The following is a 23,842-nucleotide window of genomic DNA, read 5'->3' on the forward strand; positions in this document are numbered from 1 at the left end:
CCGGCCCGCTTCTACCCTTCGACCTGTCGGTAGACGATGGTGGTCGACCCCAGGACGATCCGGGAGCCGTCGCGGAGCGTAGCGCGCTGGGTGTGCTGCCCGTCCACCACGATGCCGTTGGTGGAACCCAGGTCCAGGACCATCGCGGGCGTACCGGGGCGGATCTCCGCGTGCTTGCGGGACACCCCGGGGTCGTCGATCCGGATGTCCGCCTCGGTGGAGCGCCCGAGCACCACCGCGTTCTGGCTGATCTGGTGCCGGGCGCCGTTCACCTCGATCCAGCGCCGGGTGCCGGCGCCGCCGTGGCCCGCGCCGGGGAAGGGCCGGACGTTCCCGGCCGACGGGGCGGCGGACGCCGCGGGCGGCATCGCGGGGGGCGCGGGGGGCGGCGGCGGGGCGCCGTAGGGCGCGGCGGACGCGCCCTGGTGCCAGGGCGCGCCGGGCGCGGGCGGCGTCGGCGGGCGGCCGTACCCGGGCTGGGCGGCGGACGGCGGGGCCGGGGCCCGCTGGGGCTCCTCGGCGGCCAGCGTGCGGCTGCGCACCCGGTACAGGCCGGTGTCCAGGTCGTCGGCCTTCTCTAGGGCGACCTGGAGCGGCCCCATGAAGCTGTACCGCTGGGCCTCCGCGTACTCGCGGACCATCCCGGCCAGCTCGGTGCCGAGCTGGGTGGCGTAGGGGCTGAGCCGCTCGTGGTCATGCGGGCTGAGCTCGACGATGAAGTCGTTCGGGACGACCGTGCGGTCCCGGTTCCAGATGGTGGCGTTGTTGTCGCACTCGCGCTGCAGGGCACCGGCGATCTCCACCGGCTGGACCTCGGACTTGAACACCTTCGCGAAGGTGCCGTTCACGAGACCTTCGAGTCGCTGCTCGAACTTCTTCAGGACTCCCACGGGGCACCCCCTCTCAGGGCGTCGGACGGGCCGGTTCGTCGGCTGGAAAGCGGTACTTCCGTACTGATCGTATCCACGCCCGGCCCTTCCGTACGGTTCCCCGGCTAGGTCGCGCCCGGAGGGGTACCCGCCGGACGGCCCGCTCACGCGTTCGTCCGGCCTCCGGTTGCGGGCCGGGCGGGCCCGTGCGGGGGGCCGGGCGGAATGGATTCGCAGGTGCGGCGTGGGGCGTGCTAATGTTTTCCATGTCGGAAGGGGCGCCCGAGAGGGAGCCGAACGGAAGACCCCGAGAGATGCGGTAAGCTTCTCGACAGGTCGGAAGAAGCGGTAAGCAACTGAAGACAACACCCATGCGCGGGTGGCGGAATAGGCAGACGCGCTGGATTCAGGTTCCAGTGCCCGAAAGGGCGTGGGGGTTCAACTCCCCCCTCGCGCACAGTGAAGCCCCGCAGGTCCACGGACCTGCGGGGCTTTCTCGTTCTCCGGTGGTGACGGCCCGGAACGGTTCTCGCGGCTCCTCACGGCTCCCGCGGTTCTCACGGCTCCCGCGTTTTCCGTGGCTCCCGCGGTTCTCAGGGAGCGGGCAGCACGGCGTGCAGGGCGTAGCCGCCGTCGGGGGTGGCGGCGGCGGTGAAGGTGCCGCCGAGCAGGGCGGCGCGTTCGCGCAGGCCGATCAGGCCGTGGCCGCCGCCGGGCAGCGGGGCGTCCTGGCCGGGGCCGGTCGGGCGCAGCGGCGGGGGGCCGTTGCGGACCTCGACGTGCAGCCGGCCGCCGCGGGCGGTGACCCGGGCGGTGACCGGGGCGCCGGGAGCGTGCTTGCTGATGTTGGTGAGGCCCTCCTGGACGGTGCGGTAGGCGGCCCGTTCGACGGCCTCGGGCCAGTTCCGGCGGCCCGGGTCGAGGCGGCTGGTGACGGCCAGGCCGCTGCCCTCGATCAGCCGGGGCAGGTCGGCCAGGGTGGGCTGCGGGGCGAGCGGGGTGCCGGGGCCGCCGGCGGCGCGCAGCACGCCGACCATCTGGCGGAGTTCGTCGAGGGTGCGGACCGAGAGTTCGCGGATGGTGCGGGCGCCGTCCCGGGCGGCCGGGTCGGTGCTGGAGACCTGGAGCGCCCCGGCCTGGATCGAGATCAGGCTGACCTGGTGGGAGACCACGTCGTGCATCTCGCGGGCCAGCCGGGCGCGTTCGGCGGTCAGCACCTGTTCGGCGAGCAGCCGGCTCTCGCGCTGCCGGCCGGCGGTGAGCTCGGTGACCCGCTCGGCGAGTTCGCCGCGGGTGCGGGCGAGCATGCCGAGGGCGGCCGGTCCGGCGCCGAGCATCACCGACTGGATGCCGTACAGCGCGTTGTCCCGGCTGAGTTCGAACAGGCCGGGGTCGAAGGGCCAGTGGAAGAACTCGACCAGGGCGAAGGCGGTGGCGCAGGCGACCGGGACGCCGGGCCGGGGGCGGGCGGCGGCGACCGCGTAGACGGCGGTCAGCGGGGCCAGCCAGATCTCGTTGAAGAACGCGCCGGGCAGGGTGAGCAGGGCCACCGTGAGCGGGAGGCGGCGGCGGGCCAGCAGGGCGGCCACCGACAGCGCGGAGAGGGCCAGCTGCCAGGGCGCGGAACCCTTGGCGACCAGCGCGGAGTCCATCGCGGCGAGCAGCACCGGGGCCAGCAGGGTGGTGCGCGGGGAGCGCAGCCAGGCGCGGGCGCGGGCGCGGGCGCGGGCTCGGACCGGGCGGCGCGGCCCGGCGGGCCCCGGGGGCGTCGGGGGCGCTGCGGTCCCGGGGGGTTCCGGGCGGTGTCCGGGGGCCGCGGCGGCCGCGGGGCTCACTCCCCGTCCCTCCGCTCGCGGACCAGCCCGGCGCGGTGGGCGATGACGGCGGCCTGGACCCGGTTGGCGGCGCCGAGCTTGGCCAGGATGGCGCTGATGTGGTCCTTGACGGTGCCGGTGCCCAGGAACAGCCGGTCGGCTATCTCGGCGTTGGACAGGCCCTCGCCGAGCAGCGCCAGGACGTCGAGCTCGCGCCCGGTGAGCCGGCCGGTGAGGTCGGCGGCGGCGGTGTCGGGGCCGCCGCCCTCGACGTAGCCGCTGATCACGGTGCGGGCGACGGTCGGGGAGAGCACGCTGCCGCCGGCCGCGAGCACCCGGACGGCGTGCACCAGCTGCTCGGGGGCGGTGTCCTTGAGCAGGAACCCGGCCGCCCCGGCCCGCAGCGCGGTGCCGATGTGCTCGTCGGTGTCGAAGGTGGTGAGCATGGCGACGGCGGGCGGGTCGGGCAGCGCGCGCAGCCGGCGCAGCACGCTGATGCCGTCCAGGTCGGGCATCCGGACGTCGAGCAGGACGACCCGGGGGGCGAGTTCGCGGGCCAGCTGCTCGGCCTGGCCGCCGGAGCAGGCGCCGACCACCTCCAGGTCGGGTGCGGTGCCGACGATCAGGCCGAGCCCGGAGCGGACCAGCACCTCGTCGTCCACGATTAGGACCCGGGTCGGCGGCATGTCTCTCCCTGTCTCTCCCCGGTGGGGGGCGGTTGGGGGCCGGGGCGGTCCGGCACCCCCGCCGATCGGCGGGGGTGGGAATCCGCTACCGGATTCACGCAATTCTCATCCGGGCTGGGCAACCATGGAAATCGGGGTCGAGTGCGCCGAACCGCGAGCGGATGCGCCCCTGTGATCGATCGTCTGGAATGGTTGCTGTGTCCACTGTGAAGACGGCTTCCCCGGCCGTGTCCCCCTCCCGGGGCGAAGGCCCCGGCCCGCTGGCACGGTGGCGGCTCAGGGCCGCCGCGTCGACGGTCTGGTACCTGCGGCTGGTGGCCCTGCTGAACCTGGCGGCGGTGCTCTCGGTGCCGTTCCGGGACCAGGTGCAGCGTCACAACGAGGGGGAGTTCTTCACCCCCTACCTGATGACCGCCGGCCTGACCTCGATGCTCCTGGCGCTGTTCCTGGCGGTGGCGATGCGCCGCCGCAAGCGGGCGGCGTGGATCTTCAACACCGGCCTGGCCGGGTTGACGTTCCTCGGCTACCTGGCCTGGATGGCCTGGGGCGACCGGTACCGGGACCACCCGTGGAACTACTTCTCGATCGTGCTGACCGGCCTGTTCCTGGTCGCGCTGCTGTTCTCCCGCCGGGAGTTCACCTCCAAGGGCGACCGCTCGAACCCGAAGACCGCGGCCGCCGCGGCGGTCGGCGGGCTGCTGCTGGGCGGGCTGATCGGCTCGCTGCTGGTGCAGCTGACCAACGAGGTCGCCGGCGCGGGCTTCGGGACGCGGTTCAGCTACGCGGTGCACCGGATGATCACGCTGACCCCGTCGGAGCGGGTCCTCGACGTGGTCTCGGTGCCGACCTGGGTGAACGCGGCGATCAACGCGATGAGCGCGGTGCTGTTCCTGTTCGTGCTGTACGTGGCGTTCCGCTCGCCGCGCGGCGAGGAGCTGCAGAGCGACGAGGACCAGAGCCGGCTGCGCGAGCTGCTGGACCGGCAGGGCGAGCGGGACTCGCTGGGCTACTTCGCGCTGCGCCGGGACAAGGCGGTGGTGTTCTCGCCGTCCGGGAAGGCGGCGATCGCCTACCGGGTGGTCGGCGGCGTCACGCTGGCGTCCGGCGACCCGATCGGCGACCCGGAGGCCTGGCCGGGGGCGATCGACGCCTGGCTGGCCGAGGCCCGCGAGCACGCCTGGGTGCCGGCCGTGATGGGCGCCTCCGAGGAGGCCGGGGTGATCTACGCCCGGCACGGGCTGGACGCGCTGGAGCTGGGCGACGAGGCGATCGTCGAGCTGGACGAGTTCTCGCTGGACGGCCGGGCGATGCGGGTGGTCCGGCAGGCGTACAACCGGGTCAAGCGGGCCGGCTACACGGTGCGCATCCGCCGGCACGGGGACATCCCGGAGTGCGAGATGGCCGAGCTGGTGGCCAAGGCCGACCACTGGCGGGACGGCGCGACCGAGCGCGGCTTCTCGATGGCGCTGGGGCGGCTCGGCGACGCGGGCGACGGGCGCTGCGTGATGCTGGAGTGCTTCGACGGGGACGGCGAGCTGCGGGCGCTGCTGAGCTTCGTGCCGTGGGGCGCGCACGGCCTGTCGCTGGACCTGATGCGGCGCGACCGGGACAGCGAGAACGGCCTGATGGAGTTCATGGTGATCGAACTCCTGCAGCGCGCCGGAGAGGTCGAGCTGGAACGGGTGTCGTTGAACTTCGCGATGTTCCGGTCGGTGTTCGAGCGCGGTTCGAAGCTGGGCGCGGGCCCGGTCCTGCGGCTGTGGCGCTCGGTGCTGGGCTTCTTCTCGCGCTGGTGGCAGATCGAGTCGCTGTACCGGGCGAACGCGAAGTACCGGCCGATCTGGGAACCGCGGTACCTGCTCTTCGAGAAGAGCGGCGAGATTCCCCGGATCGGCATCGCCTCGGCCCGCGCGGAGGGGTTCATCACGGCCCCCACGATGCCGGCGCTGTTCCGCCGCCGGCACGGGTGAGGAACGCTTCCCGGCCGGGAACGGCCCGGGAGGGGGAGGTCCCTCCGCCGGGGGGCGGAGCGGGCCCGGGGTCAGCCTCCGGGAGGAGGCCGGGAATGGTCTCCGGGGCTGATGCCGCGGTTCGGCCCGGTGCGTAGGGTCGGAGTCGGGGAGCAGAAGAGAAATCGACGGCGGAAGTCGGCACGGAATCGGACGGGAGAGCCGGGACGTGGAGCAGATCACCCGCGCGGGGGGCGTGCGGTCGGGGCTTTGGGCGGTGTTCCGCCGGGCCGCGGTCGCGGAGTGGGGGGAGCTTTTCGCTTCCGTGAAGGAGCGGGTGGCGCGGCGGAGGTTCGCCGCGGTGCCGCTGGCGACCGCGGCGACCGCGCTGGTGCTGCTGTTCTCGGTGGTCCAGCACCTGCCGGGCGGGGACCGGCTGGTCTCCGACATCGGGGTGGTGAAGGCGGCGCTGCCGCTGGACGTGTCGCTGCTGCGCACCCCGCTGTCGCTGTACGTGCCGGCCCTGGACCTGCCGGTGTGGGGGGCGCTGGCCCAGGTGTTCCTGGTGTTCGGGGCGGCCGAGATCGTGCTGGGGCGGCGGCTGACCCTGGTGGTGGCGTACGCCTGCACCCTGGCGGGCACGCTGTTCGCCCGGGTCGGGGTGGCGCTGGGCCCGCACCACGCGCTGGGCTTCCCGCGCTGGGTGGCGTACGTGCGGGACACCGGGCCCTCGGCGGCGGTGGTGGCGTTGGCCGTGGTGGTGGCGCTGCGCTGCCGGGCCTGGTGGACGGGCGGGGCGGTGGCGCTGTCGATGGTGGTGGAGGCGCTGCTGCTGCCGAACCTGGCCGGGCTGGAGCACCTGGTGGCGATCAGCACCGCGGTGCTGATCGCGGTCTGGGTCGAGGTGTTCGGCGACTACTGGCCGCGGGTGCTGACCGGGGTCGGCGCGGCGGCGGCGGTGGCCGCGCAGGGCCGGGCCAGGGCGGTGGCGTCCTGACCCGGCGGGCGGGCGGCGGTCAGCCGCGCGGCAGCGGCATCTCGAAGTAGACGACCTTGCCGACCGCCTTGCGGGCGGTGCCCCACTTCTCGGACAGCTTGCTGACCAGGTTCAGGCCGCGGCCGTGCTCGGAGAACGCGTCGGCGGGCTCCAGCGAGGGCAGGTTGTGGTTGTCGTCGCTGACCTCGACCAGCAGTTTGTCGACCCGGATCAGCTGCAGCTGCACTTCGGCCCGGGCCACCCGGACCGCGTTGGTGACCAGTTCGGACACCAGCAGTTCGACCGTCTCGGAGAGCGCGGTCAGCTGCCAGGCGGCGAGCTGGTCGCGCACCAGGCTGCGGGCCCGGCCGACCTCCAGCTCGGTGACGCCGAGCTGCCAGGTGGCGACCTCGGTCGGCGGGACGCCGTCGAAGCGGGCCACCAGCAGCGCGATGTCGTCCTGCCGGTCGTCGGAGTGCAGGGTGTTCAGCACGGTGTCGCAGGCCTCGTCGGGGGTCTGCTTGGGGTCGATCAGGTTGCCGCAGAGCGCCGCCAGGCCCGCCCCTATGTCGCCGCCGCGCACCTCGACCAGGCCGTCGGTGCACAGCACCAGCATCGAGCCGTCCGAGACGTCGATCTGCTTGGTCTGGAACGGCACCCCGCCGACGCCGATCGGCGCGCCGGAGGGCAGTTCCAGCAGTTCGCCGCGGCCGTCGGGGTGCACCAGCACCGGCGGGACGTGGCCGGCCGAGGCGAGTTCGCAGGTGCGGTTGATCGGGTCGTAGACGGCGTACAGGCAGGTCGCCAGGTGGTCGTCGCCGAGCTTGTGGGCCAGGTTGTCGAGGTGGCGCAGCAGCTGGGCGGGCGGCAGGTCGAGGGCGGCCAGGGTCTGCATGGCGGTGCGGAAGCGGCCCATCGCGGCGGCCGAGTGCAGGCCGTGGCCCATCACGTCGCCGACCACCAGGGCGACCCGGCTGCCGGGCAGCTGGATGGCGTCGAACCAGTCGCCGCCGACCTCGGCCTTGCGGTCGCCGGGCATGTAGCGGTGGGCGATCTGGACGCCGGGAATCCGCGGCGGGCGGGTCGGGATCATCGAGCGCTGGAGCGTGGTGGCGACCTTGGACTCGGCGCGGTGCAGCCGGGCGTTGTCCAGGGAGAGCGCGGCGCGGGCGGCGACCTCCTTGAAGGTGTCGGCGTCGGAGCGGGTGAACGGGGTCCGGTCGGAGAGCCGCAGCAGCTTGAGGATGCCCAGCACGGTGCCGCGGGCGGACAGCGGCAGCACCAGCATCGAGCGGCCGACCACGGCCGGCTCCAGCTCGGGGCCGCCGAGCGAGGCCGCGTAGTCGACCGCGACGTCCGGCGAGATCAGCGGGACCAGCACCGGCTGGTTCTCCTGCAGGGCCAGGCCGGGCGGGGTGGAGCGCGGCATGGCCAGCAGCGCGCCCTCGTCCAGGACGTGGCCCCAGCACGGCGAGGCGGCGTTGAAGGTGCGGGCGACCCGGCGCAGCATGGTGGCGTCGTCGGGCGCCCCGACGGGCAGCTCGGAGTCGGAGATCAGGCCGTCGAGCAGGTCGACGCAGGCGAAGTCGGCGACCCGGGGGACCAGCACCTCGCACAGTTCGCGGGCGGTGGTGTCCAGGTCCAGGGTGGTGCCGACCTGGCTGCCGATCGAGGCGAGCAGCGCCAGGTCGCCGTCGTCGGGCAGCCCGCGGACCACCTCCACGCCGGTGCCGGAGCCGGCCGTCCGGCTCGGCGGGACGACGGCGGGCGCGGCGGGCGCGGGCGCGGGCGCGGTGGTCGGGTCGGTGACGGTGGTCGGGTCGGTGACGGCGGTCGGGTCGGTGACGGCGGTCGGGTCGGGGGCGGCTGCGGGTTCGATGACGGGGCCTCCCGGGTCCGGGCGGTGGGCGGCGGCTTCGCGTGGTCCGGGGACGGTGCGGCCGGGCCGCGGCGCGTCCCGATGGGCGGTCGCGGGCCCGGCGGCCGGGGGGCGCGACCCGGCGGCGCCCGGGGCGCCCGGGTGCGGCGGCTCCGCGGCGCGGCGGGCGGCGCGCTGCTGCGCGGTGGGGTAGCGGCGGCCGATCCCGGCGGCGGCCCGGGCGGTGCCGGCGCCCTCCGGGGCGGACGGCAGCGGGACCACGGGCAGCACGGCCGCGCCGTCCACCCGCAGCGCGGGCGGCCCGGCCTGGGCGAGGGCGTCCAGCAGCCGGCGGCGGCGCTCGGCGGAGCCCGGCGGGAGCAGCGCGGCGAGCGCCTCGGCGCGGCCCGGGCCGGGCAGGGCGAAGGCGGCGGCGACCTGCTGCGGGCGGGCCGCGGCGGGCGCGGCGGCGTACGGGACCAGGCGCTCGCCGAGGGCGATCCGGGGGCCGGCGGCGCGCAGCGGGCGGGCGTCGACGGCCAGCACCAGCAGCGAGCGGCCGACCGGCTCGACCAGCGGGTAGGCCCACCACAGGACGTCGCGCAGCCGCTCCTCGCGGTCGTGCACGGTCATCGGCCCGGCCCACGGGCCGTCCAGGACGAGGTCGTCCAGGGTGTCGAGGGCGTCGCAGCGCTGGGCCGGGCCGGAGCCCTCGGGGCGGGGTTCGACCGCGGGCAGCAGGCCGTGCGCGGTGCGGCCGAGGGCGACCTCGGCGCGGTGGCCGAACAGTTCCTCCGCGGTGCGGTTCCACAGCGCGATCCGGCCGTCCGGGTCGACCAGCACGGCGGCGACCCGGAGCAGGGCGACCACTCCGGCCGGGGGTGTGGGATCGGGCTGGTCCACCATGGGTATCGGTCTGCCCCTTTGTTGTGCTAGCTGCTCCTCCTGGCCGGTGCGCGCGTCCTCGCACGCGCCCTCCAATGAAGCACGGAGATGCCGGGGGCAGGTAGCCAATCGGGCAGATTCGTCAGTATCAGTTGCGTGTCGTCCGCCGCGCGCCCCCGGGAGTGCTACCGGTGTCACCCGGTCGGCGGTGTGCCGGGCCCCGGTAGGGTGGCCAGGGTGAGCGTACCGAGCGTCGAGGTGTGGGCGGACCCGGAGCGGCAGGACCTGGAGGAGCGGGTCGCGGCGGCCGAGTTGGCCTGGCTGACCCTGGACGTCGACGTGGCCACCCTGCGGGTGGAGATCGACAACTTCGCGCTGGCCCACCACCAGCTGCTGGGTCCGCTCTACGCCGAGCTGGACGAGCTGGACGCGCTGATCGCCGAGTCGGTGGCGGTGCTCAGCGGCGACCCGGAGGACCTGCGGCGGGCCCGGGAGGCCCGGGAGCGGGTCGAGCCGCCGGAGGAGCGCGGCCCGCGCGAGGGCGAGCCGGAGGCCCGCCGGGTGCGGCCCGGCAAGGAGGCCCAGCGCACCTACCGCGAGCTGGTCCGCCGGGCCCACCCCGACCTGACCACCGACCCGGCCGAGCAGGAGCGCCGCTCGGGGTTCATCGCCCGGGTCAACGAGGCGTACGCGCTGGCCGACGCCGAGGGGCTGGAGCGGCTGGCCGAGGAGTGGTCCACCTCCCCGGACTCGGCGCCCGCCGCGGACTCGCCCGACCGGCTGGCCTGGCTGCGCCAGCGCCTGGAGTGGCTGACCGGCCGGATCACCGCGCTGGCGGTGGAGCGGGTCCGGCTGGAGCGCACCCCGATGGGCGAGCTGCTGCTGCTGCGGCCCGAGGAGCCGGAGCGGCTGCTGGAGGAGCTCGCCGAGCAGCTGCTGGCCACCGCCGCGGACCGGCAGGCGAGACTGGCCGCGCTCCTGCCCGACAATGGGCACCACCAACCGTCCCACGCACCCCAGGAGACCGCCCCGATGTTCGCTCAGCTGCCCACCGCCGACGCCGCCTCGGTGCCCGCCGACGCCGTCCTGCTCGACGTCCGCGAGCAGGACGAGTGGGACGCCGGGCACGTGGAGGGCGCGCTGCACGTCCCGATCGGCCAGGTGGTGGCCCGCCTCGACGAGCTGCCCGAGGGCCGGCTGTACGTGATGTGCCGGGTCGGCGGCCGCTCCGCCCAGGTGGTGCAGTACCTGGTGGCGGGCGGCCGGGACGCGGTCAACGTGGACGGCGGGATGTTCGCCTGGGAGGCCGCCGGGCGCCCGATGGTGAGCGGGACCGGCCGGGAGCCGTTCGTCCTGTAGCCCCCGTGGTCCGCCGCGGGGCGGTGCAAGGGCTCCGACCCCTGTTCGAACGCGTGGGCGGTGCGGCAGGATGTCGGCCGTGCGCGTCTGGTCCAAGCCCGCCCGGGTGGTGCTGGTGGTCGCCGGGGTGGGGCTGGGAGCCTGCGTCCTGGCGTTCCTCGGCGCGCTCTTCCTGGCCGTGGCGCCCGCCAACTCGGTGTCGAAGGAGTACCGCTCCGAGCTGGACGCGGTGGTCTACCCGGAGTTCGAGCAGAACTGGAAGCTGTTCGCGCCGGACCCGCTGCAGCGCAACGTCGCGGTGGACGCCCGGGTGCGGACCATCGGCCCGGACGGGCAGGTGGCCACCGGCGAGTGGCACGGGCTGAGCGCCGAGGACTGGGCGGCGATCCGGCACGACCCGGCGCCCAGCCACCTGGACCAGAACCTGCTGCGCCGGGCCTGGGACTTCTACGAGTCCACCCACGGCGAGGGCGACGCGCCCGCCGCGGCCGGCAGCCGCGGCGAGCTCGCCGAGCAGTACCTGAAGCGGATCGCCCTGCAGCGGACCGGGCCCGGCGGCGACCGGGTGATCCAGGTCCAGCTGCGGGCCACCGTCACCGCGGTCGCCCCGCCGCCCTGGAGCGGCGAGCAGGTCGACACCGCCCCGCACGCCCGCGAGCTGCCCTGGTGGCCGGTGCAGGCCGAGGACCGGCAGGGCCTGTGGTGACCGGCGCGCCCGCCGCGGTCCGGGCCGCGCTGCCGCGCCTGCTGACCACCCTCGCCCCGTACCAGGCCGCCGTGGTGCGGATCGGCACCGCCGGCACCTGGGGCGGGTACCTGCTGCGCGAGTGGCCGCACCGGCGGGTGCTGTACGGGGACCTCTCGCCCTGGTCGGCGGAGCTGAACGGCCGGCTGCTGGCCGACACCCACGCGTTCACGGCGCTGTCCTGGAGCGACGGCCGCTGGTGGTTCGAGGCGGTGTACCTGCTGGCGCTGCTCTCGGCCGGGGCGACGGCGCTGGGCTGGCGCACCCGGGCCTCCTCGGTGCTGTTCGCGCTGACCGTGCTGTCGCTGCAGAACCGCAACGTGTTCCTCGGCGACGGCGGCGACAACCTGGTCCACCTGATGGCGATCTACCTGGTCCTCACCCGCTGCGGGACGGTCTGGTCGCTGGACGCCCGCCGCCGGGCCCGCAAGCCCGGCCGGGACCCGGCCGGGTGGAGCGAGCCGCGGGCGCTGGCCGACGCGCTGGCCGCGATGCTGCACAACGGCGCGATGCTGGTGATCGCCGTCCAGGTGGTGCTGGTGTACGCCACGGCCGGCTGGTACAAGGTCCAGGGCTCGCGCTGGCAGGACGGCACCGCGGTCTTCTACCCGCTGAAACTGGAGTACTTCGCCCCCTGGCCGGAGCTGTCCGGGCTGCTCGGCGGCAGCCTGCTGGTCACCTTCGCGCTGACCTACGGCACCGTGGTCATGCAGGTCGGCTTCCCGTTCTCGCTGGCCGCGCGGCGGCTGAAGAACGTGCTGCTGGCGGTGATGGTGGTCGAGCACCTGGCGATCGCGGTACTGCTGGGGCTGCCGTTCTTCTCGCTGGCGATGATCTCCGCGGACGCGGTGTTCCTGCCCACCGCGTTCCTGCTGGCGGTCCAGGGACGGCTGGCCGGCCGGCGACGGGCACGGGAGGCGGCGGCGGAGCGGGAGCCGACGGACGGGCCGACGGACGGGCCGGCCGACGAGCCGACGGACGGTCCGGCCGGCGGCGGGTCGGCGGCGGAGCGGGCCGGGGAGCCGACCGCCTGACGGGCCGAGTGCCGAAAAGTCGATAAGCTCGCGGTATGTCCTGGTTCACGGCCCTGCGCGACACCGCGCGGGCCGGGCTGACCGTGGACCGCTCGCTGACCAACCCCAGGCGCGCGCTGCGCGGGGCGGTGGCCGCCGCGCTGGTGGTCTTCCCGGCGCTGTTCCTGTACGGGCCCGCGCAGGCGACCTCGGCGGCGATGGGCGCGTTCATCGCCGGCACCGCGACCTTCCAGCGCTCGTTCCGGCCGCGCGCCTCGCTGGCGCTGGCGGCGGCCGCCGGGCTGGGCCTGTCGACCTTCCTGGGCTACGTCGCGGTGGGCATTCCCGGCGCGTTCCCGGTGGTGCTCGCGCTGTGGGCGTTCGGCGCCGGGCTGGCCTGGGCGATCGGGCCGACCGCGGGCGTGGTCGCCGCCAACACGCTGGCCGTGATGATGGTGGTGGTGCAGCTGCCGGTCTCGGTGCCCACCGCGGTCGAGCACGGGCTGCTCTGCTCGGTCGGCGGCGCCGTCCAGGCCCTGGTGGTGACGGTCTGGCCGATCGACAGCTGGCGGGCCCAGCGCGACGCGCTCGCCGACATCTACGCCGGGCTCGGCGACTACGCCCGCCGGCTGCGCCACGACCCGGTGGCGCAGGTCGACCCGGAGCCGTTCATCGTCGGGCGGCAGGCCGCCCGGCTGACCGCCCGGCAGGCCAGGCGCCGCCCGCCCGAGCTGCGCGGCCTGCGCACCATCGCCGAGCGAATCCGCCCCGCGCTGGCCGCGCTCGCCGACCCCCGGGTCGGGGCCGCCGAGGAGGGCGCCGAGCGGGACCGGGCCCGCGAGGTGCTGGCCGCCGCCGCCGACGTGCTGGACGCGCTGGCCCGGGCGATCCGCAGCGGCGACCCGGTCCGGCTGCCCAGGGACACCCCCGGCCTGGCGCTGGCCCGCCCCGGCAGCGGCGAGGACCTGCTGCGCGGCGCCGCCCGCCGCTCGGCCCGCCGGCTGTCCGGCCTGCTGGGCCGGGCCGCCGACCGGCTGGACCGGCAGGACCGCACCACCGTGCAGTCCCGCACCGCGCCCACCACCACCGGCCTGCGCCGCCCGCCGCTGGTCAAGGTCGCGCCCGCCGCGCTGGCCACCGTCGGGCGGCAGCTGCACCGGCACTCGGCGATCTTCCACCACGCGGCGCGGATGGCCGTGGTGGTCACCTCCGCCTACCTGGCGTCCCGGCTGCTGCGGATCGAGCACGGCTACTGGGCGCCGATGACCTCCGCGATGGTGATGCGCCCGGACTTCGCGCAGACCTTCAGCCGCGGCGTGGCCCGGGTGGCCGGGACGGCCGCCGGGGTGCTGCTCTCCACCGCGGTGGTGCAGCTGTTCGACCCCGGGGACTGGGTGCTGGCGGTGCTGGCGGTGTGCTGCATGGGCCTGGCCTACCTGACCATGCGCACCGGGTACGCGGTGATGACGGTGGCGATCTCCTCGTACGTGGTGTTCCTGCTCGGCCTCCAGCCCGGCGACCCGGTGAAACTGGCCGTGGACCGGGTGTCGATGACGCTGCTGGGCGGTTTCGTCGCGCTCGCCGCGTACGCGCTGTTCCCGACCTGGCAGACCGCCCGGCTGCCGGAGCGCCTCGCCGAGTGGCTGGCCTCGGCGGGGCGGTACGCGGCGGCGGTGTTCGGCGCGTACGGGGACCCGGCGGGCGGGCGGGCCGAGCGGGAGGTGCGGCCGGCGCTGCTGGACGTGCGGGAGGCCCGCAGCGAGATGCTGGCGGCGCTGGACCGGGCCGAGGTGGAGCCGGTGCGGCACTCCGAGCAGGTGCCGGAGCTGAGCCGCAAGCAGTTCGACAAGGCCCGCTCCGCGGTCGGCATGCTGGACCGCTCCACCGTCCTGCTGGAGGCCCACCTGCCCGGCGAGGACGCCCCGCCGGTGCCCGGGGCCGGCGCGTTCGGCGAAGAGCTGCGGGACGCCACCGCGCTGGCCGCCGCCTCGGTGCTGCTCGGCCAGGACGTCGACTTCACTCTGCTGCGCGAGGCCCACCGGACCTGGGACCACCAGCTCGCCGCGCTGCCCCGGGACGACCGGATCGACGTCGTCCGGGCCGGGGCCCGGCTGGTCATGCAGGCCCTGACCGAGCTGGAGCGCGCGGTGCGGACGCGGCCGCAGCCGGCCCGCCCGGAGCCCGTACCGTTGGGGGCGTGAGCGACACCTCGGTGCCCCAGTCGGGCGCGCAGTACGACGACCTTGGCGACGACCGGGAGATCGGCGTCGGCCCGCACCCCGAGCCGTGGCCCGACGACCCCCGGCTGGACCCGGAGCTGCTGGCCGCCGGGGACCGCCGCAACGTGGTGGACGGCTACCGCTACTGGCGGCACGAGGCGATCGTCGCGGACCTGGACACCCGGCGGCACGGCTTCCACGTCGCGGTCGAGAACTGGCAGCACGACTTCAACATCGGCTCGGTGGTGCGCACCGCGAACGCCTTCCTGGCCGGTGAGGTGCACATCGTGGGGCGGCGGCGCTGGAACCGGCGCGGCGCCATGGTCACCGACCGCTACCAGCACGTGCGCCACCACGGCTCGGTGGCCTCGCTGGCCGGGTACGCCGCCGAGCGCGGGCTGCCGGTGATCGGCATCGACAACCTGCCGGGCGCGGTGCCGCTGGAGACCTTCCGGCTGCCCGAGCGCTGCGTGCTGCTGTTCGGGCAGGAGGGGCCGGGGCTGACGCCCGAGGCGTGGGAGCACGCGGCGGCGGTCTGCTCGATCGCCCAGTTCGGCTCCACCCGCTCGATCAACGCGGGGGCCGCCGCCGCGATCGCCATGCACGCGTGGGTGCGGGAGCACGCCGCGCCCTGAGCGCGCTCCCGCCGGGGGTCAGGCGAACAGCAGCTTCCAGGTGTGCGGGCCCGGGTAGCCGTCGGCCTCGGCGCCCGTCCAGCCCTGGGCGCGCTGGAAGGCGGCCACGTTGAGGCGGTCGGCCTCGCCCCAGTCCCGGCTCGGGCCCTCCCGGTAGGCGGCACCGTAGCCCTTGCGGACCAGTTGCCGGCCGAGCAGCAGCACGTCGTCGTTGACCTGCCCAGGGCCGAACCGGCCGGCACCCGGGAAGGGCGGAGCGGGCGGGGCGGGCGGGGTGGTCGGAGCGGTCGGTGGCGGCGGGGCGGGGGTGCCGGGGGCGGGCACGGGCGCACCGGGAGCCGGGGTGCCGGGGGCGGGCGCGGGGGCGGTGGCGGCCGGGGCGGCCGGGGGGATGTCCTTGCCCTTGTGGTGCACCAGCAGGTCCCAGGTGTCCTTGCCGGGGTAGCCGTCGGCCTCGGCGCCGCGCCAGCCCTGGGCCAGCTGGAACGCCTCGGTGGCCTGCCGGTCGGCCTCGCCCCAGTCGGGGCTGGGGCCCTCGTGGTAGAACCGCCCGCCGCCGCGCTCGACCAGCATGGTGCCCAGCCGCGTCACGTACGGGTTGACCTTCCCCGGCCCGAACGTGTCCGCCCCCGGGAAGGCGTCGGCGTCCGGCGCGGGCATCGGCTGGCTCAACCCCTTGTAGCGGTACGGGAGGTAGCCGCTCGCGTTGCTCCAGTACGCGTACGGGGTGCTGCGCTCGGTGGTGCCCGGGCGGGTCTGCTCCAGGGCGGTGTACCTGGTGCGGGCGGCGTCCAGCCAGCCGCCGAACAGCACGGCGTGCGAGCCGCCCTGCGGGTCCTTGGGGTTGTTGTAGATCAGCGCGTCGCCGGGCTGGAGGTCGTCCTTGGTGATCCGGTCGGCGAAGTCCGGCAGGGTCCAGGTGGTCTGGCTGCTGCCCAGGCCCCAGGCCATCGACACGAAGCCGGAGCAGTCCTGGCGGTAGCCGTCGGACCAGTACGTGCTCATGCTGTACGGCACTTTCCGGGCCACCCAGGCCCGGGCCCGTTGCAGGATCTCGGCCCGGGTGGTGGCGGGCTGGGCGGATATCGAGCGTCTGGGCTGGACTTCGGCGCCGTACGGGCCGGCCACCCCGCCCTGGGGCGAGTCGGGTATCGACGGGCTGCTGTCGGTGCGCGGCGCGGCGGTGACGCCGGCCGTCCCGGCGCCCAGGACGCCGCCGACGGCGGCCAGCAGGAAGGCCGCGCGGCGCGCCCCGCGGGCGGAGCACCGGCCCGGTCGGGCGGCGAGCGAACGGGCCAGGCGGCGGTCGGCGCAGCCCGGACAGCCGCAGGAGGCGTCCGGCTCGACATCGCTGAACTCCATCAGCACGGGGTCCTGCCTTTCCTCGGTGAGTGGGACTCACGTTCCCCGCGGGGAGCGGTGCGGACCACCCGATGGGCGGTCCGGCAGGGCGGTTCGGGTGAACGGCCGCACCGCGGGGTCGGGCGTGGCGGGGCCGGTCACGACCGGTGGGAGGAAAGGGGTGAAACGGAGGAAAGCGGATGAAACCGAGGTAAATGTGACGAAGTGGAACGAAAGGGAGCAAACGGGAAGGAAAGGGAAGGATGGGGAAGGAAGCGGAGGGAAGGGGAGGGCGGGACGGAGCCGCGCGGGAGCCCGACCGGGCGCCGCGACTACTCCCACTGCCAGCGGATGCCCACCTGGCCGGGCTGCTGGTCGGCGGTGAGGACGTGGGCGCTGGCCGAGGCGCCGATCCACAGCGGCTCGCGGTGGCGGTCGACCTCGGCGCCGGGGGCGCGGTCGAAGCGCTCGCACTGGACGGGGACGGTGGCGGGGTCGAAGTGCACCTGGAGGACGTACTCCCGCACCGGCGCGGCGAAGAAGCGTCCGTAGTCGATGGTGGGGCCGGAGTCGGGGATCTGCACCTCGTACTCCAGGACGGTGGAGTCGCCGAGGCCCAGCGGCCGGTCGAGCAGCAGTTCGGCGACCAGCAGCCCGCTGAGCGGGCGGCGGCGGACCCGGCCGAGGCGGGCGTGCCGGACGGAGGTGATCTCGGGGCAGGTCTGGACGCCCTCGTCGGCCTTGTGGACCACCACGTGCCGGGTGACGCCGTCCACGGTGGCGCGGACCACCTGGCGCATCCGCAGCAGGTGGCCGCGGCGGGAGGCGTCGACGTAGTAGGCGTCGTGGATGGACTGGCGCTCCAGCTGGCCGGCCGGCGGGGCGTCGAGTTCGGCGAAGACCTCGGCGAGTTCGGCCTGGCCGGGCCAGACCTGCTCGACCCGCAGGCCGTCGGGCGCCGGGCCCTGGGTGACCCAGCGGCCGCGCGGGCGGGGCGGGCCGAGCAGCGAGGTGAGCGCGGCGTGCCGCAGGCCGAGCAGTTCCTCGAGCAGGTGGACGGCGCGCAGCGAGGTGGCGCGCTCGGGCTGGCTGCGTCCGCGCCGCCAGTAACTGAGTGTGGTGACACTGACCCTGACGCCCTGTTTGGCCAGGGCGGCCCGGATTCGGTCGAGGCTGAGCCCGCTGGTCTCGATGGCGGCGTTGAGCACGTCGGCGAAGCCGCTCTGCAGGACCGGCGGGACGGGTATGCCGGTCGGCGGGGCGCCGAGGCCGGTCGGCGTGCTGCCGAGGCCGGCCGACGGGACGGACACGCCCACCGGCGGGGTGCCGACGCCGACCGGCGACTGCTCGCCGCCGCCGCCCGACGGCGGCCGGCCGCTGTGCTCGCGCTGGCCGACCAGCCGGAGCCGACCGGAGTGCTGAGGTTGTTGTGAGCCCATGCGACACCCTTCCCACCCGGCGGGTTCGGCGGGTCCGCCCCCCGGCCCCACGGTGCGTCGGCGGGGCGTCGGTGGTGCGCCGCCGAGCGTGTGGGAACCCTATTGAGGGTTGAGAGGCTACGTCATCAATCAGGACATATGACAGTGGTCACGACAAGTATTTCGCGGGCGGAGCGAATCGGAAACACTCCTGACACACCGGTGCCGGGAGACCCTGGGCGGGTCTCCCGGCACCGGTGCCGACAGGGGGTCAGGACACGTTGAGCGCGGTGTCGTCGAGCACGAAGGAGGTCTGCAGCGAGGAGTCCTCCACGCCGTTGAACTTCACCGTGACGGTCTGTCCGGCGTACGAGGACAGGTCGATCGTCTTCTGCGCGTAGCCGGTGTTCTTGTCGAGGTTGGAGTACGTGGCGACGGTGGTGCCGTTCACCGAGACGGTCAGCTTGTCGTACGCGGTGCTGCCGGTCTCGGCGGTGTCGACGTGCAGCCAGAAGCTCAGCTTGGCGGTGCAGCCGGACGGGACGGCCACCGACTGGGAGAGGCTGTCGGTGTGGCTGGAGCCGTAGCCGTCCAGCCACGCCTTCCAGGAGCCGCCGTGGGCGGCCTGCGAGCTGGAGTTGTTGACGACGCCGGAGCTGGCGGTCCAGGGGGAGGCGCTACCGGTCTCGAAGCCGGGGTTGCCGAGCAGCTGGGCGGCGGTGCAGGAGCCGGTGGGCGGCGGGGTGGTGCCGCCGGAGCCGAGCAGGGCGGCGGCCAGGCCGTCGGCGATCGGGGTGCCCCAGCCGGTGACCTGGTCGTAGCCGGCCTTGGTGGAGAAGTCCTGGTTCTTGCCGCTGGTGACGTCGTGGAAGGCGCTGCCGTACGACGAGGAGTTGGTGATCGCGTAGATCTTCGGGTTGGCCTCGCCGAGCACCGGCTTGGTGGCGGCCTTGGCCTTCTGGTTGTACAGCGCGGCGAAGCCGGACCACAGCGGGGCCGCCGCCGAGGTGCCGCCGTAGACCTGCCAGCCGGGGCTGCTGGTGCCCTGGGTGTAGATCGCGAAGCCGCTGTTCGGGTCGGCGTTGGAGGAGACGTCCGGGACGGTGCGCTGGGTGCCGGTGACGTTGGTGCCGGTCTGCCAGCTCGGCTTGGCGAACTGGGTGGAGACGCCGCCGCCGGCCGTGGACCAGGCGCTCTCCGAGCTGTAGGTGGTGCCGGAGACCTTGAGGTTGGTGCCGCCGACGCCGGTGTTGTACGGGCTGGAGGCGGGGAAGTCCACCGCCTTCACCGAGGAGCCGGAGTCGGAGCGGGTGCAGTCCCGGGAGCCGTCGTCGCCGGAGGCCGAGAAGATCGAGATGCCCTGGGCGGCGGCCTGCTTGAAGGAGTTGTTCACCGCGGTCATCGAGGAGGCGGTGGTGTCCGGCTCGCAGGAGCCCCAGGAGATGGAGATGACCGAGACCCGGTTGTCCGAGACGATCTTGGCGGCCATGTCGATCTCGCCCTGGTCGCTGTTGGGCGCCTCGTACACCAGCTGGGTGGCCTTCGGGGCGACGCCGCGGACGATCTCGGAGTCCAGCTCCACCTCGCCCTGGCCGTCGCCGGGCTTGGAGTCGTAGTTCGCGCCGTCCACCGAGACGGTGCTGACCGTCGGGCCGGACAGGCCGAACTGGCTGTCGTAGGTGGCCAGGTTGGAGGACTTGTAGCCGTCGAACTCCCAGAGCGCGACGGTGGAGCCGGTGCCGTCGGCGCCCAGCTGGTTCAGCCGGTAGGCGCCGTCGTAGCCGGAGGGGCCGAAGCCGGAGGGGGTGGCCTGCGGGGTGGCGGCGCCCGGCTTGGCGATCCGGGTGGTGCGCACGGTGTGGTCGTTGAGGCCGCTGACGCCCTCGACCACGCCGGCCAGCGCGGCCGGCACCGAGGCGGCGGCGTCGTTGGCGAAGAAGGTCCGGCCGCTCTGCTGCGGGTCGGTGTACGTCGACTCGTGGGTGCCGAACGCGGCGGCGACCTGCGCGCTGGTGCCGGTGGCGTTCACCACCTGGCGGTTGTCGCTGACCGAGTCGACCTTCAGGCCCTGGGCGGTGAGGAACGCCCGGACCTGCTCGACGTCGGACGCGGTCGGGCCGAAGCGCTCGGTGAATTGCGCGGGCGTCAGGTAGTGGCCGTATTCGGCGGTGCCCGGGGTGGCGACCGCGGCCAGGAAACGGTCCAGTTCGGCGGTGTTGCGCAGTTTCAGCGAGACCGCCACGGATATCCGGCGGTCGGCGGGGACGTCACCCTGCTTGTGGGAGCGGGCGACCGCGGGGGTCACGGTCTGCGGCAGCGCCACCCGGGCGCTGGCGTTCGGCGTCGGGGCGGCCTGGGCGGTGGCGCTGCCCAGGGAGACGGCGGTGAGGGGAAGGACCGCGAGGGCGGCGGCAAGGGCGAGCGAGCGGGGTCGCACGGGCTCCTCCGGAATATCTGGCGGCGTTCCGGGTTTCGAAAACGCTCGCCAGAATCTCTCAGAGAACTCCCGGGAAAAGGCCCATGGCCGGGCAATTGCTTATTAAAAAACAGTCAACTGTGAAAGGGTGGGGGAATTCAGTTTATGAACCGAATTCCCTTTCCGTGGGGGGTGGGCACAACTGAATGTCAGGGGCGGCCCAGCCACTGGCCCAGCGCCGCCCGCAGCTCGCCCCGGGTCGGGTCGGCGCAGGCCCAGGCCGCGTACCCGTCCGGACGGACCAGCAGCACGGTGTCGCGCAGCTTGCCGTGCGGGTCGGCGGGGGCCGCGGTGACCACCCGCTCCGCCCAGGAGTCGGCCACCGACAGCTCGTCGTTGCTGATCAGCACCGCCTTGCCGGAGCGCAGCGCCTCGTGCAGCCGGGCCGGGCCGCCGGGCGCGTCCACCGCCAGCCGCAGGTCCGGGACGCGGCGGCCGACCAGCGGGTGGGCGCCCCTCTCGGCCGGGTAGGCGTACCCGATGCCGGAGACCTGCTTGGCGCCCGACTCGGCCAGCGGGCCCAGGTGTCCGGCCGCCGCGCCGAGCGCCGAGCGCAGCGCCCGGGCCGGGGCGTGCGCGCCCTGGGCGAGCCGGACCAGGGCGCCGGAGGAGCGCAGCGCCGCCCGGCCGACCGGGTGGCGCTCGGTCTGGTAGGTGTCCAGCAGGGCGTCGGGGGCCCAGCCGCGGACGGCGGCGGCCAGCTTCCAGCTCAGGTTGGCGGCGTCCTGCAGGCCGGTGTTCATGCCCTGGCCACCGGCCGGGGAGTGGCAGTGCGCGGCGTCCCCCGCCAGGAAGACCCGGCCGGAGCGGTAACTGGGCACCTGCCGCTCGTCGCTGTGGAAGCGGGAGGTCCAGCGGGTCTCCCGCACCCCGAAGTCACGGCCCATCACCTCGCGGAGCAGGTCGGAGAGTTCGGCCGGTTCCACCGGGTCGGAGTCCGGCGCCTGGTGCTCGCGGCTCCAGCCGATCACCCGGTACCAGCCGTCGCCGAACGGGGCCAGGAAGGCGAACCCGGCCTCGCCCGCGCCGGCCGTCAGCGGCTCGTCCGGCTCCCGCTCCAGCCGGACGTCGGCCAGCATCACCGAGCGCACCGCGGACTCGCCGGGGAACGGGACGCCCAGCAGGTCGCGCACCGCCGAGTGCACGCCGTCCGCGCCGACCGCGTAGCGGGCCCGGAACGACCGCTCGCCCCCGGCGGTGCGGGCGGTCAGCGTGACGCCCCGGCCGTCCTGCCGCAGGCCGGTCACCTCGGTGCCGCGGCGCAGGTCGGCACCGGCCTTGACGGCCCGCTCCCGCAGCACCCGCTCGGTGTGGTACTGCGGGGTGACCAGCACGAACGGGAAACGGGTGGGCAGGCCCGCGAGGTCGACCCGGAGCCGGCCGAACACCTGCAGCGAGGGCACCGCCCGGCCGGTGGCGATCAGCTCGTCGGCCAGGCCGCGGGCGTCCAGCAGCTCCAGGGTGCGGGCGTGCACGGCGAACGCCCGGGTCAGGTTCGACTCCTCGGCCCGCTTCTCGAGCACCGTCACCCGCAGGCCGGCCGCCGCCAGGTCGCCCGCCAGCAGCAGGCCGGTCGGGCCCGCGCCGACCACCAGCACGTCCGCGGTGAACTCCGTCTCGGACATCCGTCTCTCCCGTCGTCTTGCCGCAGAGGCCGGTGGTCACCGGACCGGAGTCCACGTCGCCCGGGTTCTCAGCGCGCTCTCAGGCTGCCATCATCGCGGGCCCATCAGGGGCTGTGAACCTCCTTCCCATGACACAGCCAGCGATGCGCCCGGCCCTCCGCCCCGCACTCCGCCCCGCCCCGGCGGCCGACGGCCGGGAACGGGCCGACGCCGTGGTGCGGACCAGGCTCGTGGAGATCGTCGTACCCGTCTACAACGAGCAGCACTCGCTGGAGCGCTGCGTCCGTGAGCTGCACGCCTACCTGTCGGAGACGTTCCCCTACGACTACCTGATCACCGTGGCGGACAACGCCTCGGTCGACGGCACCTGGGAGGTCGCCACCGCGCTCGCCGCGGAACTCGGGCCGGTGCGCGCCGTGCACCTGGACCTCAAGGGCCGCGGGCGGGCGCTGCGGCAGGTGTGGGGCACCAGCACGGCCGACGTGGTGGCGTACATGGACGTCGACCTGTCCACCGGCCTGGAGGCGTTCCTGCCGCTGGTCGCGCCGCTGCTGTCCGGGCACAGCGACCTGGCCATCGGCAGCCGGCTGCACCGGGGCTCGGCGGTGGTGCGCGGCCCGAAGCGGGAGTTCATCTCGCGCACCTACAACCTGCTGCTGCGGGCCACCATGGCGGCCAAGTTCTCCGACGCCCAGTGCGGGTTCAAGGCGGGCCGCACCGAGGTGGTCAAGCGGCTGCTGGAGCAGGTCGAGGACAACGCCTGGTTCTTCGACACCGAACTGCTGCTGCTCGCCGAGGCGTCCGGACTGCGCATCCACGAGGTGCCGGTGGACTGGGTGGACGACCCGGACAGCCGGGTCGACATCGTCCGCACCGTGCTCGACGACCTCCGGGGCATGGCCCGGGTGGCCCGGCGGACCCTGGCCGGCCGGGGCAGCGTCGACCTGCCGGACCGGGTGCGCCGGGCCCAGGTCCCGCCGGGGCTGGGCTGGCAGTCCGTCAGCTTCGCGGTGATCGGCGGCCTGTGCACGCTGGCCTACCTGCTGCTCTTCCTGGGGCTGCGGCAACTGGCCCCCGCCCTGGTGGCCAACGCGCTGGCCCTGGCCGTCACCGCGGTGGCCAACACCGCCGCGAACCGGCGCTTCACCTTCGGGGTGACCGGACGCCGGGACGCCCTCAAGCACCAACTGGAGGGCGGCCTGGCCTTCCTGGTCGGCCTGGCCCTGACCAGCGGCGGCGTCGCGGTCCTGCACGCGGCGGCCCCGACCGCCGGGCCCGGGGTCGAGCTGGCGGTCCTGGTGGCGGCGAACGCGGCCGCGACGCTGGTGCGGTTCGTGCTGCTGCGGGTGTGGGTGTTCAACCCGAGGCGCGCGTAGGGGTCTTCAGCAACTCCCTGTCCTCCTCCCCTCCGGACAGGGCACGGACCCGGACGCCGTTGTGGGGCGGCGTCCGGGCCCGCTTCTCGCGTGGCGGCGGGGAACCGGTGCAGAACGGGACCTGTGGCTCGAGGGCCACGGCCACGAAGGCACCGTGTGGACGGACGACGCACAGGGCTCCTGAGACGCAGAAACCCCCGGAAGAACCGGGGGCCCGCGAGAGCGAGATCCCCTGAGCGCTCTCCAGGACCACATGGGACCTCGCACGACCATGCTCTCGGAGACTGCTCCGTCCGGCACGTGGTGGCACCGCCGACGGCGCCGAGGGCCTCCGGGCCCGCTACCTCGGCTGATCGCGGGATTCCGGGGGCCGGGACGGGTGGGTGGGTGCGGATGCCGTAGGCGTCAAATGTCTTGTGAGGAATGGCGTTTGACGATCGATCATGATCGGGGGAGGGCGGGAGTGACCGTTTGTCGATCATGTCGGTTTTCGGCTGGTACGTGTGCTACGTTCCCCACCAAAAGCAGAAAAGTTTGACCCCGGCGGTGCGCCAACACCCCGGGGCCTGACAACAGGAGTCGTACCTCCCGATGCGTG

At 74.7% G+C, this 23,842-nt stretch carries 16 protein-coding genes and 1 tRNA gene; 9 read left to right on the top strand and 8 right to left on the bottom strand.

Features of this window, described 5'->3' with window-relative positions; genetic code table 11:
- Nucleotides 1–11: 11 nt before the first annotated feature.
- Nucleotides 12–890 (bottom strand): FhaA domain-containing protein, encoded by an 879-nt coding sequence (locus QMQ26_RS18290; protein WP_282206379.1) that lies wholly within the window; start codon nucleotides 888–890, stop codon nucleotides 12–14.
- Between the two features lie 352 nt (nucleotides 891–1,242).
- Here QMQ26_RS18290 and QMQ26_RS18295 point away from each other — a divergent pair.
- Nucleotides 1,243–1,326: transfer RNA gene (locus QMQ26_RS18295), tRNA-Leu, on the top strand.
- 136 nt (nucleotides 1,327–1,462) lie between these two features.
- On the opposite strand, the gene QMQ26_RS18300 is transcribed toward QMQ26_RS18295, so the two are convergent.
- Both QMQ26_RS18300 and QMQ26_RS18305 read right to left on the bottom strand, forming a co-directional pair.
- Nucleotides 1,463–2,704: a sensor histidine kinase gene (locus QMQ26_RS18300; protein ID WP_282206380.1), complete on the bottom strand. Its 1,242-nt coding sequence runs from the start codon at nucleotides 2,702–2,704 to the stop codon at nucleotides 1,463–1,465.
- The gene (locus QMQ26_RS18305) at nucleotides 2,701–3,369 is read right to left on the bottom strand and encodes a response regulator (RefSeq protein ID WP_282206381.1); all 669 of its coding nucleotides are present in this window, start codon (nucleotides 3,367–3,369) and stop codon (nucleotides 2,701–2,703) included. The genes QMQ26_RS18300 and QMQ26_RS18305 overlap by 4 nt, the downstream gene beginning before the upstream one ends.
- Before the next feature lie 188 nt (nucleotides 3,370–3,557).
- On the opposite strand from QMQ26_RS18305, the gene QMQ26_RS18310 reads away from it, so the two are divergent.
- Entirely contained in the window at nucleotides 3,558–5,339 is a 1,782-nt protein-coding gene (locus tag QMQ26_RS18310) for a phosphatidylglycerol lysyltransferase domain-containing protein (RefSeq protein ID WP_404814144.1), read from the top strand.
- A 316-nt stretch (nucleotides 5,340–5,655) separates the two neighbouring features.
- Nucleotides 5,656–6,315, top strand: coding sequence for a hypothetical protein (locus QMQ26_RS18315; RefSeq protein WP_282206382.1), 660 nt, complete (start codon nucleotides 5,656–5,658; stop codon nucleotides 6,313–6,315).
- 19 nt (nucleotides 6,316–6,334) lie between these two features.
- Here QMQ26_RS18315 and QMQ26_RS18320 read toward each other — a convergent pair whose 3' ends face one another.
- Nucleotides 6,335–9,058, bottom strand: a complete 2,724-nt coding sequence (locus tag QMQ26_RS18320; protein WP_282206383.1) for a SpoIIE family protein phosphatase — start codon at nucleotides 9,056–9,058, stop codon at nucleotides 6,335–6,337.
- A 216-nt stretch (nucleotides 9,059–9,274) separates the two neighbouring features.
- Between QMQ26_RS18320 and QMQ26_RS18325 the strand changes: the two genes are divergently transcribed.
- The 5 genes from QMQ26_RS18325 (at nucleotide 9,275) to QMQ26_RS18345 (ending at nucleotide 15,008) form a co-directional block, all read left to right on the top strand.
- Nucleotides 9,275–10,396, top strand: coding sequence for a rhodanese-like domain-containing protein (locus QMQ26_RS18325; RefSeq protein ID WP_282201996.1), 1,122 nt, complete (start codon nucleotides 9,275–9,277; stop codon nucleotides 10,394–10,396).
- Nucleotides 10,397–10,475: 79 nt separating this feature from the next.
- Nucleotides 10,476–11,102, top strand: a complete 627-nt coding sequence (locus tag QMQ26_RS18330; protein ID WP_159073126.1) for a DUF5819 family protein — start codon at nucleotides 10,476–10,478, stop codon at nucleotides 11,100–11,102.
- The gene (locus tag QMQ26_RS18335; RefSeq protein ID WP_282201997.1) at nucleotides 11,099–12,175 is read left to right on the top strand and encodes an HTTM domain-containing protein; all 1,077 of its coding nucleotides are present in this window, start codon (nucleotides 11,099–11,101) and stop codon (nucleotides 12,173–12,175) included. The genes QMQ26_RS18330 and QMQ26_RS18335 overlap by 4 nt, the downstream gene beginning before the upstream one ends.
- Nucleotides 12,176–12,210: 35 nt before the next feature.
- The gene (locus QMQ26_RS18340) at nucleotides 12,211–14,355 is read left to right on the top strand and encodes an FUSC family protein (RefSeq protein ID WP_282201998.1); all 2,145 of its coding nucleotides are present in this window, start codon (nucleotides 12,211–12,213) and stop codon (nucleotides 14,353–14,355) included.
- Nucleotides 14,352–15,008 carry a TrmH family RNA methyltransferase gene (locus QMQ26_RS18345; protein WP_282201999.1) on the top strand — a complete coding sequence of 219 codons (657 nt, stop codon included), beginning with the start codon at nucleotides 14,352–14,354 and terminating at the stop codon, nucleotides 15,006–15,008. Before QMQ26_RS18340 ends, QMQ26_RS18345 begins: the two co-directional genes overlap by 4 nt.
- An 18-nt stretch (nucleotides 15,009–15,026) precedes the next feature.
- Here the strand turns inward: QMQ26_RS18345 and QMQ26_RS18350 are convergent, their stop codons facing one another.
- The 4 genes from QMQ26_RS18350 to QMQ26_RS18365 all read right to left on the bottom strand — a co-directional run bounded on the left by QMQ26_RS18350 (nucleotide 15,027) and on the right by QMQ26_RS18365 (nucleotide 21,868).
- Nucleotides 15,027–16,370, bottom strand: coding sequence for a peptidoglycan-binding protein (locus QMQ26_RS18350; protein WP_282202000.1), 1,344 nt, complete (start codon nucleotides 16,368–16,370; stop codon nucleotides 15,027–15,029).
- A gap of 311 nt (nucleotides 16,371–16,681) precedes the next feature.
- On the bottom strand, nucleotides 16,682–17,788 hold the full coding sequence (locus tag QMQ26_RS18355; RefSeq protein ID WP_282202001.1) for a hypothetical protein: 1,107 nt from the start codon (nucleotides 17,786–17,788) through the stop codon (nucleotides 16,682–16,684).
- Nucleotides 17,789–18,038: 250 nt separating this feature from the next.
- Nucleotides 18,039–20,204 (bottom strand): protease pro-enzyme activation domain-containing protein, encoded by a 2,166-nt coding sequence (locus tag QMQ26_RS18360; RefSeq protein ID WP_282202002.1) that lies wholly within the window; start codon nucleotides 20,202–20,204, stop codon nucleotides 18,039–18,041.
- Nucleotides 20,205–20,392: 188 nt separating this feature from the next.
- Nucleotides 20,393–21,868 carry an FAD-dependent oxidoreductase gene (locus QMQ26_RS18365; RefSeq protein WP_282202003.1) on the bottom strand — a complete coding sequence of 492 codons (1,476 nt, stop codon included), beginning with the start codon at nucleotides 21,866–21,868 and terminating at the stop codon, nucleotides 20,393–20,395.
- Nucleotides 21,869–21,996: 128 nt separating this feature from the next.
- Here QMQ26_RS18365 and QMQ26_RS18370 point away from each other — a divergent pair, with 128 nt between their 5' ends.
- Nucleotides 21,997–23,244, top strand: a complete 1,248-nt coding sequence (locus QMQ26_RS18370; protein WP_318551972.1) for a glycosyltransferase family 2 protein — start codon at nucleotides 21,997–21,999, stop codon at nucleotides 23,242–23,244.
- Nucleotides 23,245–23,842 lie beyond the last annotated feature (598 nt).

This window comes from Kitasatospora fiedleri, assembly GCF_948472415.1.
Classification (GTDB): Bacteria; Actinomycetota; Actinomycetes; order Streptomycetales; family Streptomycetaceae; genus Kitasatospora; species Kitasatospora fiedleri.